The organism is Frankia tisae (genome assembly GCF_025403405.1).
In the GTDB taxonomy this organism is placed as follows: domain Bacteria; phylum Actinomycetota; class Actinomycetes; order Frankiales; family Frankiaceae; genus Frankia; species Frankia tisai.
Window position 1 is genome coordinate 1 of record NZ_JANEZT010000246.1, and the last position, 10,255, is coordinate 10,255.

The window sequence follows — 10,255 nt, forward strand, 5'->3', positions numbered from 1 at the left end:
CCCGCCCGCCGGTCCCCGTCGACGACCTCACCTGAAACCCGCCGCCGGTACAACGGCGTGGGGACGGCACACCTGGCGGAGAGGGGACCGGTGCGGGAACGGATCGCCGCGGCGCTGGAGCGGTGGCAGGTGCCGATCTACCTGGGTGCCATCGCCGCCGGGGCGGTCGCGGGCCTGGCGCTACCCGGCGCCGGGCCGGGGTTGGCGCGGGCGATCAACCCGGCGCTCGGGGCGTTGCTGTTCGTGACGTTCCTGCAGGTGCCGGCGGCCGAGCTGGTGCGGTCGCTGCGGGCGGGCCGGTTCCTCGCCGCGGTGCTCACCGTGAACTTCGTCGTCGTCCCGGGCGTCGTCGCCGCGATGCTGCCGTTCCTGCCCGACGAGCGGGCCGTGCGGCTCGGCGTGCTGCTCGTTCTGCTGTGCCCGTGCGTCGACTACGTGATCGTGTTCAGCGGGCTCGCGGGCGCCCGCGCCGGCGCGCTGCTGGCCGCCACGCCGGTGCTGCTGGCCGCGCAGATGCTGCTGCTGCCGGTGTTCCTGCTGGCCTTCCTCGGCCCGGGGCTCGCCGACGTCGTCGAGATCGGCCCGTTCCTCGCGGCGTTCGGCGGGCTGATCGTCGTCCCGCTCGCGCTGGCCTGGACGGTGCAGGCGTGGGCCGCGCGCCGGCCCGCGGGCGCGGCGTTCGCCGGGGCGGCCGGGACGGCGATGGTGCCGCTCATGGTCGTCGTCCTGGGCGCTGTGGTCGCATCGCAGACCCCGAAGATCGACGACGACCTCGCCGAGGTGGCCGCCGTCGTGCCCGCGTACGTGGCCTTCCTCGTCGTCATGGCGTTCGCCGGGCTCGGTGTCGCCCGGCTGTTCCGCCTCGACGTCCCTGCCGCCCGGGCGGTGGTGTTCAGCGGGGCCACCCGCAACTCGCTCGTCGTGCTGCCGCTGGCCCTGTCGCTGCCCGACCGGTTCGCGATCGCCGCCGCCACCGTCGTCACCCAGACCCTCGTCGAGGTCCTCGGCATGATCGTCTACGTCCGGGCGGTCCCCCGCCTGCTGCCCGCCGAACGCGCCGGACGGCCGTCCGGGCCGGCGATGTGAGCAGACAGACGATGGCACGAACGGGTAGGTACGTCCTTTCCGAGCAGGATAAATGTGCAGGGCAACAACGTTCACGGGGGACGGTCACGAGGGAGTGGTCATGTCATTCGATGGAGCGGGAGTCGTCGTCACGGGTGCGGGTTCGGGTCTGGGCCGCGCGGTGTCGCTGCGGCTGGCCGCCGACGGCGCGCAGGTCGTGGTCTCCGACATCGACGAGAAGGGCGGTCAGGAGACCGTCCAGCGGATCTCCGACCAGGGCGGGAAGGCGAGCTTCGTGGCGGCGAACGTCGCCGACCCCGCCAGCGTCACCGAGCTGTTCGACACCGCCGTGTCGGTGCTCGGCGGCCTGGACATGGCCGTGAACAACGCGGGCGTCGCGCACGCGCCGACGGACCTGCACCTGCTGCCCATCGAGGACTGGGACCGGGTCCTCGGGGTGGACCTGCGGGGCGTGTTCCTCTGCCTGCGCGCCGAGCTCGGCCACATGGTCGACGCCGGCCACGGCCGGATCGTGAACATGGCGTCCAACGCCGGGGTGAAGAACGCCCCGTCGATGGCCGGGTACACCGCCGCCAAGCACGGCGTCGTCGGCCTGACGAAGAACGCGGCGCTGCAGTACGCCCGGCGCAACATCCGCGTCAACGCCGTCTGCCCCGGCACGATCCTCACCGAGGGGCTGGCCGGCTACGGCCCGGAGCAGCAGGCGGAATGGGCCTCCCTCGTCCCGATGGGGCGCATCGGCACCCCGGAGGAGGTCGCCGGGTCCGTCGCCTACCTGCTCTCCGACGAGGCCGGGTTCATCACCGGCCACTCCCTGCTCATCGACGGCGGTCTCATGTGGGACTGACCGCCGCCACGGACGGCCGGTGCGCCATGATCGCACCGGCCGTGGCCGAGACACCCGGGGAACGGGCTTATACGCTCTTGTGCTAATGACTGTCACGACCGAAGTCCTCGAGTCCCCCCGTCTCCCGGCCCCGGCCTTCCTGGAGGGCCGGCGGCACGTTCCGACCTCGGCCGCCCCGGTGCTCGTCCCGGGCCGGCGCCGCCTGGCCGTCCTCGCCGCGATCCTGGCCGTGATGGCCGTGACCGTGCACTGGGCGAACGGGTTCGTCGTCGGCCATCTCGACTCCCCGATCGAATCCTGGGTCATCGCCCATCGCACCGGCACGCTGGACTGGATCGTCCGGCGGGTGTCGTTCCTCGGCAGCTCCCGGGTCGTCTACACCCTCGGCCCGCTGCTCGGGCTGGTCGCCTGGGCCCGGTGCCGGACGGTCGGCGCCACCGTCCTCGCCGTCACCGCCCTGCGGCCGCTGGTCGAGTTCACCGCGAAGGCGCTGGTCGACCGGCCGCGGCCGAACATCGACCGGATGGTCGCCGGGGTCGGCCCGTCCTTCCCGTGCGGCCACGTGATGGCCGCCGCGGCGCTGTGGGGCATGGTCCCGATCGTGATCTCGCTGTACACGTCGTCGCGGCGGGCCTGGCGGGCGAGCATCGCCGTATCGTGCGTGGTCGTCACCGCGATCGGGTCGACCCGGGTGTACCTCGGCGTGCACTGGCCGACCGACGTCGTGGCCGGCACGATCTTCGCCGTGCTGCTGCTCGCCGGAGTCGACCGCGTCTTCCACCGCGCCCACGACCGGCTCGCCTGCCGCCGCGGTGAGGGGAATCTCGCCTCACCCCGCTGAACCCCGCCCATCTGGGTAGCCTCGTCCGCTAAGGGACAGGTGAGGTGTGGGGGGATCGATGCCAAAGGACGACGCGATCGCCCCCGGGCCGCTGGTCGTCCGGTTGGACGAGCCGACGGCGAGCGACACCGCCCTCGTCGGCGCGAAGGCCGCCAACCTCGCCGTCGCCGCCCGCGCCGGGCTGCCGGTGATCCCCGGCTTCGTCGTCACCACCGCGGCGACCGGTCGGCCCGGCGGGGCCGAGCCGGCCCACGGCGACGCGATCCACGAGCGGTGGCAGGAGCTCAGCGACGACGGGAGCCGGCCGCTGGCGGTGCGCTCGTCGTCCGTGGCGGAGGACTCGGCGTCGTCGTCGATGGCCGGCCAGTACCTGTCCGTGCTGCACGTCACCGGCTGGGACGCCTTCGCCGAGGCGGTCGGCAAGGTCGTCGCCTCGGCGGCCGGCGTCGGCCCGGTGGACGCCCCGATCGCCGTGCTGGTCCAGCCGATGGCGCAGGCCCGCGTCGGCGGAGTGATGTTCGGCCTCGACCCGCTGACCGGCAGCCGCTCCCGCATCCTGGTGTCGATGACCGACGGGCTGCCCGAGGCGATCGTCAGCGGCCAGGTCACCGGCACCTCGCTGCTGCTGACCCGGCGCGGGCGGTTGAAGTCCGTCGACGGGACGGTCCCCGCGGCGGTCCACGCCCGCCAGCGCGGCCAGCTCGCCCGCCTCGCCCGGCGCACCGCGCGGGTCTTCGGCGCCCCGCAGGACATGGAATGGCTCATCGAGCCGGACGGCACGCTGCGGCTGCTGCAGAGCCGGCCGATCACGGCGGCCGTACCCGTCGCGCACGGCCGGGTCTTCGGCCCCGGCCCGGTGGCCGAGACGTTCCCCGAGCCGCTGGCCCACCTCGAACTGGACCTGTGGGTGCCGCCGTTGGAGGACGGGCTGCGTGAGGCGCTGCAGCTGTCCGGGGCGACGGGCCGAGGCCACCTGCGCCGCCGGTTCGTCATCGACGTCGAGGGCCGGGTCGCCGTCGACCTGGAGGCCCTGGGCGTGATCAGGCCGCGGCGGCGGTGGTGGATGCCGCTGGACCCGCGGCCGGGGATGCGCCGGCTGCGCGCGGCCTGGCGGCTCGGCCGGCTGCGCGGCGCCTTCCCCGCGATCGTCGGCGACCTCGTCGAAGAGGTCGACGCCGACCTGCGTGCGGTGCCGGCCCCCGCCACCCTCACCGACCACCAGCTCCACCTGCTGCTCACCAACGCGCGCACGACGCTGCGCGGGGTGCACGCCCACGAGGTGCTCGCCGGGTTCTTCCTCGACGCCCGGGCGACCGCGACGACCGGGGCCGCCGTGGCGCTCGCCGCCGTCTCCCGCGCCCGGGAGGACGGGATGACCGACGCGGAGATCGTCGCGCGCCATCCCGAGAGCCTGGCGCTGATCCCACCAGCCATCGGTGGCCCGGGTGCCCTGCCGCCGACCCCCGCCTACGTGCGCCTGCCCACCGGCGAAGGCGACGACCCGGTCGCGGTGGCCCGCGAGGCGGTCCGGCTGCGGGCCCGCTGGCTGCACGAGCTGACCGCGCAGGCGGCGATGGAACTCGGCCGGCGCCTCGCCCGCCACGGCCAGCTGCACCATCCCGCCGACGTGCGGCATCTGACACTCGACCGGCTGCGGGAGCTGACGATCTCGCATGACCTCGCCGCGTCCGTCCCGGTGCAGGCGGCCGCCGCCCGCGGTGCGGCCCTGCCCGCCGCGTTCCGGCTGTCGGCCGACGGGCGCATCGTCGCGGCGGGCCGCAACGCCGGCGCCACCCAGGGGGTCAGCCCCGGGCGGGCCCGCGGCACGGTCACCCACGACCCGTCCGACGCCGCCGGCCGGATCCTCGTCGTCGACACGCTCGATCCGGCGCTGGCCAGCGCGCTGCCGGAGCTGGCGGGCCTGGTGTCGACGACCGGCAGCCCGCTGAGCCACCTCGCGATCCTCGCCCGTGAGTACGGCGTCCCCGCCGTGATCGGCGTCGCCGACGCCACGACGACGTTCGCCGACGGCGACGAGGTGATCGTGGACGGCAGCGCCGGCGAGGTGGAACGCGTCGAGGCCGGCGGCACCGAAGCCGGCGGCACCGAAGCTGGCAACACCGAAGCCGGCGCCGAGCCCGCCGAGAGCGGGGTTTGAGCGCATGAGGAGATTCGTCGTTCCCGGGATCGCCGCGATCACGCTGATCGGTTCGGGGGCCTACTTCTTCGTCTACCTGTACCGGTGGGAGTGGAACCGGGCGCTGACCAGCGGGGTCATCTTCATCGCCGTCGAGGTCATGCTGGTCGGGGTGACGCTGTGGCAGCGCATCGGCCGGCTTGCCGCCACCGCGCAGGCGAGCCCCGAGCGGCGCCGGCGCATCGAGGCCCGGCTGCGGGAGGCCCCGCCGCAGCGCACGGCGGTGTTCGACTGGCTGCGCCCCGACGGTTCGTCCGCACCGGTGTTCATCCCGATCCTCATGGGCGCCGGGCTGCTGCTGTCGGGCCTGGCCTGGGTGGTGGAGCGGCTGGCCCGCGCGACCGCCGGCAGCGCCGCCGACCCCGGGGTCGCCGCGACGATGGCGAGGCTCGGCCCGCCGCCGGGTGGCCTGCTCGACGACTCGGCAGATCCGCTGCGCCTGCTGCGCCAGCCGACCAGCCCGCGATGAAGGCGCTGCGCCCGCTGCTCGTGTTCGCCGTCGCCGTCGCGGTCGTCCTCGGCGGGGTGCACCTGCTCCAGGAGGCAACCGAGTACCACGGCGGCGCCGGCGTCGAGGCACAGACGACCGTCCTGTTCAAGATCAAGGACAACGACTTCGGGCACGGCGACAGCTTCGCCGCGACGGCCCTGTGGCAGACCTGCATCGCCACGATCGGCTGGACCGGCGAGGACGAGCCGATCCCGGCAGGCGAGCGGACCTTCCGGGCCGTGCTGCACCCCTCCCTGCCGAAGGACACCCGCCGCCGCCTGCGCGGCTGCCTGGAGGATCTTGTCGTCAACCACGTCAAGGGCAACGTCGTCAGCATGCACTCCGGCGCCGCCTGAGCTTCCTGCGTCTCCTGTACACGGCGCGCGGTTCCGCGGGAACACCATGATCACTGGAGCGAGGTCGAGACCGGGACGGGTGGCCCGGTTCAGCGCTCGTCATGCCGATGTCCGCGTTGCCACCTGCCATCCGACGGCGACGAGGAGCAACCCGGCTACCAGCGCCATCACGCCGGTGACGGCGCCACGAAAGGCGACGGCATGCAGCCCGTGTGACACGTTCGCCAGGCCGGCGGCGGCGCCGGCCCCCGCAGCGAGGAATACCGCCACCGGAAGGACCACCGACTCCGACGGGTGCCGACGTGGTCGCCGCGGCCCTCGTGGCAACGCCCGCAGGTGGGCGGCGATCGCCGCCGCGACGACGACCAGCCCGGCCACGCTCATGCCGTACTGGAGCCACTTGTACCCGGGCAGGGCGCCGTGCTGGGCGCTCAACCAGGCCACCTGCCGAACGCCCCACCGCTGCTGGTGGGTGAAGTCGTCCCAGACCACATGCGTCACGGCTCCGACGCTCGCGGCCACCGGTGCCAGCAGCCACTGGCGTCCCGTGAGCCGAACTCGGGGAGCCAGCCGCAGCCGGACCGAATCCGGCGCCAGCTCGACCGCGGCATCGCGGGTCAGGTTGAACCACACCGCCAGCGCGACCAGCGCCAGCACCGGACCGGCCGTCACCACGCCGAGCAGGCTGTGCGTGAGCCGGTACAGCTGCGGCCACTCGAGGAACACCGGCACGTCCGGAACCATCGATCCGGCCACCATCGCGCTCATCGGCAGGCCGAGCCGCCGCAGTGGCAGCACCGCCGCAGGATGACTCAACGTGAACGGCAACCGTTTCCTCCCCCGAACCGCTGCGCTGCCCCGAATTATGCTGCAGGAAAGAACAACGGGTTCGATCACGACGACCACTGCGAGGCAACGGGCTCTGTGCGCCCGCATCCGCCACTACCAGTCTCCGACACCCCCCAGTGCCAATCTCCGACACCGCCTGGGCGACGGCAGGCTTTCGGTCCTCTACCTGGGCGCCGGCCCGCGGGCAGAGCCGCCGGCGACGTGCGGACGGCGGGCGGGGATGGCGACGGGGCCGAACAGGGTGGTGCGCAGGGCGGGGCCGAGGGTGCGGACTATTTCATCAGCGGTCATGGAGGCGAGCGGTTCGACGGCCAGGACGTAGCGGGTGAACACCAGGCCGCCGATCTGGCCGACGAACGTGCCGGCGCGGTGGCGGGCGTCGGCGCCGCCGATCCGGTCGGCCAGCTGGTCGATCAGCTCACGGTGCAGGCCGCGGCGGATGAGTGCCGCGAGTTCCGGATCGGCGACCGCCGCGCGGGCCGCGGACAGCAGCGGCATCCCCATCTCCGGCTGGTCCCAGACCATCACCAGGGTGCGGACCGCCCGCTGGGGCAGGGTCTCCAGGTCGCCTTCGAGCAGCTTGGCCAGGACGTCCGCCGGGTGGACGGAGACATCCAGGACGGCGGCGAACAGGCCGCGCTTGGAGCCGAAGTAGTAGCTGATCAGCGCCGCGTCGACGCCCACGTCCGCGGCGAGCGAGCGCATCGTGACGCCGTCGTAGCCCTCGCGGTGGAACCGGTCCCGGGCCACGGCGAGGATCTGGGCCCGCACGTCGGGACTGCCGGGCCGCCGCCCGCGCCGCGGCGAAGAATTCATCACGGTTGAACAACTACGGACGCCGCCGCCACAGTTCCACCAGCACACCGAGCTGAACCGCACCGAGCTGGAGGAGCCGACATGACCACATCGGCGGCGGAAGCCGCACCGGACACGCCCGCGGGGGCCATGACCCCGGACGGATTGGCGGCGGACGGATTGGCGGCGGCGGGGCCGCCCGTCCATCACACGCGGGTGCTCGTCGTCACCTGCGTGGCATTGGCGACGGTCATCTCGGCGATGTCGTCGCTGAACGTCGCCCTGCCCTCGATCGCCGCCGACACGCACGCCTCACAGACCCGGCTGTCCTGGATCATCGACGCCTACAGCCTGGTCTTCGCCGCGCTGCTGCTGCCGGCGGGTGCGCTGGGTGACCGGTTCGGGCGGCGCCGCGCCCTGCTGATCGGACTGCTGATCTTCGGAGCCGGCTCGGCGGCGGCGCCGTTCACGAGCAGCGCGACGGCGCTCATCGGCCTGCGCTGCGTGCTCGGGCTCGGCGCGGCGCTGGTGATGCCGGCGACCCTGTCGACGATCACCGGAACGTTCCCGCGGGAACGGCGGGCCGCCGCGGTCGGCGTGTGGGCGGCGGTGGCCGGGGCCAGCGCCGTGGTCGGGGTGCTCACCTCCGGCCTGCTGCTGGAAGCATGGTCGTGGCGCTCGGTGTTCGTGCTCGGCGTCATCCTCGCCGCCGCCGCCGCGCTGGGGACCTGGCGGTTCGTGCCCGACTCCGCCGACCCGGACGGCCCGCGGCTCGACGTCGTCGGCGCCGTGATCTCGGTCGCGGGCCTCGGCGCCCTCGTCTATTCGATCATCGAGGCGCCCGAGCACGGCTGGCTCGGCGCCGCCACGCTGACCGGGCTCGGCATCGGGGTGGTGCTGCTGGTCGGGTTCGTCGCGTGGGAACTGCACACCCGCGCGCCGCTGCTGGACCCGCGGCTGTTCACCCGGCCGGCGTTCGCGGCGGGCACCGTCTCGATCCTGCTGCAGTTCTTCGCCTTCTTCGGGATGATCTTCGTGATCATGCAGTACCTGCAGCTCGTCCGCGGGGACAGCGCGCTCGTCGCCGCGGTCAGCGTGCTGCCGATGACGGCCGGGCTGATACCCGCCGCCCGCTTCGCCCCGAAGGTCGCCGCCGCCGTAGGCGCCCGCGCCTGCTGCGTCGCCGGACTGGTCCTGATCACCGCCGGGATGGTGGTGCTGTCCCGGATCGGCCAGGACAGCCCCTACTGGCTGCTGCTGGCCGGGCTGTACCCGCTCGGCCTCGGGATGGGCCTGGCGATGACCCCGGCGACCACCGCCATCACCGACAGCCTGCCGCCGGCGCTGCAGGGCGTCGGTTCCGCCGTCAACGACCTGTCCCGCGAGCTCGGCGGCGCCCTGGGCATCGCCGTCCTCGGCAGCCTGCTCAGCGCCACCTACCGCAACCACCTGGCCCTGCCCGCCGCCGTCCCGTCGGCCCTCGTCGAGAAGGCCCGCTCCTCGCTGGGGGTCGCCGCCCACCTCGGTGAACCGGCCGCCAGCCACGCCCGCACGGCCTTCGTCGACGGCATGCACGTCGCCTTCCTCGGCGGTGCGGTCGCCACCGCCGTGGCCGCGGTCGCCGTGGCCCTCCTGTTGCGCACCGGCCGTCCGGCGGCGGTCACCGAGGCCGAGGCGGCCCATGCGGCCGATGGGGCCGATGCGGCCGCGGCCTTCGACGGGAACTGAAGCTTCACGTCCCGTCGGCGCGCCGATAACGCTGATGGAAGACGTTGTGCTCGACGGGACGCCGGCCGGGGTGGCGGCGTTCCTCCGCGGGATGGCCGAGGGCGATCAGCAGGGCGATGGCGAGGTCGTCGCGGTCGGCGATGCCGATGGTCTCCTTCACGGCGGCCTCGTCCCAGCCGTTCATCGGTGAGCTGGCCAGACCCAGCTCGGTGGCGGCGAGCAGCACGTAGGTCGCAGCGATCATCGCATCCTTGATCGCATACTCGCGCAGCAGGCCGCGCCGTTCCAGGCCGTGTTGGAAGTCGTCGGCGGCGGCCGCGAACATGGCGATGAAGTCCTCCGACCAGGCACCGGCCCGGCGGGCCTGGTCGTAGATGTCGGCCCGGTCGGCGCGCCAGGCCTGCGGTTGCGCGACGAAGACGAGGACGACCGGGGCCTCGGCCGGCTGCGGCTGCCCGCCGGTGGCACGCAGGAGACCTTCCCGGCCCGCCTCGTCGCTGACGACGACGATCGAACGGTCCTGCAGGTTCCAGGACGTGGGCGCCTCGATGGCCAGGGCGAGCAGGGCGTCGAGGGTGGCGGCCGGGATCGGGTCGGGCCGGTAGTGCCGGACCGTGCGGCGGGTCCGGATCGCGTCCGCAACCGACAGGGTCGGCAGGGTGGACGGAACGAGACCGACGGCGGGTCCGGGTGGCAGGAGCTGCGTCATGGCACTCACTGTCGGGGAGTGGCTCTCCATTCGGAAGAAGGCACTAAATGGTGCGCTACTCTCTCCCGCATGGATGATCGCACCATGGTCGAGTCCTCGGGCCTGCCCGCGGACGCCTTCTGCGCGAAGTGCCCGACCCGCCAGGTCCTCGACCACATCGCCGGCAAGTGGACGGTACTGATCGTCGACGCGCTGCTGCGCGACGCCACGATGCGCTACACCGAGCTCGCCCGCCGCATCGAGGGCGTCTCCCAGAAGATGCTCACCCAGACGCTGCGCGCCCTGGAATCCGACGGGTTCGTCACCCGCACGATGCACCCCACCATCCCCCCTGTCTCTCATACACATCTCCGAGCC

General features: G+C 73.5%; 11 protein-coding genes. 8 read left to right on the forward strand and 3 right to left on the reverse strand.

The annotated features are described in order from the left end of the window. The first annotated feature begins 129 nt into the window (after window positions 1-129). The 6 genes from NBZ85_RS21080 to NBZ85_RS21105 all read left to right on the forward strand — a co-directional run bounded on the left by NBZ85_RS21080 (window position 130) and on the right by NBZ85_RS21105 (window position 5,817). Complete coding sequence (locus tag NBZ85_RS21080; protein ID WP_261558299.1) at window positions 130-1,086, forward strand: bile acid:sodium symporter; 957 nt, start codon at window positions 130-132, stop codon at window positions 1,084-1,086. Between the two features lie 100 nt (window positions 1,087-1,186). Beyond that, window positions 1,187-1,933, forward strand: coding sequence for an SDR family NAD(P)-dependent oxidoreductase (locus NBZ85_RS21085; protein ID WP_261562459.1), 747 nt, complete (start codon window positions 1,187-1,189; stop codon window positions 1,931-1,933). 85 nt (window positions 1,934-2,018) lie between these two features. Further along, entirely contained in the window at window positions 2,019-2,774 is a 756-nt protein-coding gene (locus NBZ85_RS21090) for a phosphatase PAP2 family protein (RefSeq protein WP_261558288.1), read from the forward strand. A gap of 58 nt (window positions 2,775-2,832) precedes the next feature. Next, complete coding sequence (locus NBZ85_RS21095; RefSeq protein ID WP_261558289.1) at window positions 2,833-4,932, forward strand: PEP/pyruvate-binding domain-containing protein; 2,100 nt, start codon at window positions 2,833-2,835, stop codon at window positions 4,930-4,932. Between the two features lie 4 nt (window positions 4,933-4,936). After that, window positions 4,937-5,440: a hypothetical protein gene (locus NBZ85_RS21100; protein ID WP_261558290.1), complete on the forward strand. Its 504-nt coding sequence runs from the start codon at window positions 4,937-4,939 to the stop codon at window positions 5,438-5,440. After that, entirely contained in the window at window positions 5,437-5,817 is a 381-nt protein-coding gene (locus tag NBZ85_RS21105) for a hypothetical protein (protein WP_261558291.1), read from the forward strand. The genes NBZ85_RS21100 and NBZ85_RS21105 overlap by 4 nt, the downstream gene beginning before the upstream one ends. A 99-nt stretch (window positions 5,818-5,916) precedes the next feature. Here NBZ85_RS21105 and NBZ85_RS21110 read toward each other — a convergent pair whose 3' ends face one another. Together NBZ85_RS21110 and NBZ85_RS21115 are read right to left on the reverse strand one after the other, a co-directional pair. Further along, on the reverse strand, window positions 5,917-6,645 hold the full coding sequence (locus tag NBZ85_RS21110) for a DUF4184 family protein (protein ID WP_261558292.1): 729 nt from the start codon (window positions 6,643-6,645) through the stop codon (window positions 5,917-5,919). Window positions 6,646-6,828: 183 nt separating this feature from the next. Further along, the gene (locus NBZ85_RS21115; RefSeq protein ID WP_261562460.1) at window positions 6,829-7,437 is read right to left on the reverse strand and encodes a TetR/AcrR family transcriptional regulator; all 609 of its coding nucleotides are present in this window, start codon (window positions 7,435-7,437) and stop codon (window positions 6,829-6,831) included. A gap of 126 nt (window positions 7,438-7,563) precedes the next feature. Between NBZ85_RS21115 and NBZ85_RS21120 the strand changes: the two genes are divergently transcribed. Beyond that, the gene (locus NBZ85_RS21120; RefSeq protein ID WP_261558294.1) at window positions 7,564-9,189 is read left to right on the forward strand and encodes an MFS transporter; all 1,626 of its coding nucleotides are present in this window, start codon (window positions 7,564-7,566) and stop codon (window positions 9,187-9,189) included. Window positions 9,190-9,193: 4 nt separating this feature from the next. Here the strand turns inward: NBZ85_RS21120 and NBZ85_RS21125 are convergent, their stop codons facing one another. Continuing rightward, the gene (locus NBZ85_RS21125) at window positions 9,194-9,898 is read right to left on the reverse strand and encodes a nitroreductase family protein (protein ID WP_261558296.1); all 705 of its coding nucleotides are present in this window, start codon (window positions 9,896-9,898) and stop codon (window positions 9,194-9,196) included. A gap of 84 nt (window positions 9,899-9,982) precedes the next feature. On the opposite strand from NBZ85_RS21125, the gene NBZ85_RS21130 reads away from it, so the two are divergent. After that, the coding region (locus NBZ85_RS21130) for a winged helix-turn-helix transcriptional regulator (protein WP_261562461.1) at window positions 9,983-10,255 on the forward strand (273 nt) is incomplete at its 3' end.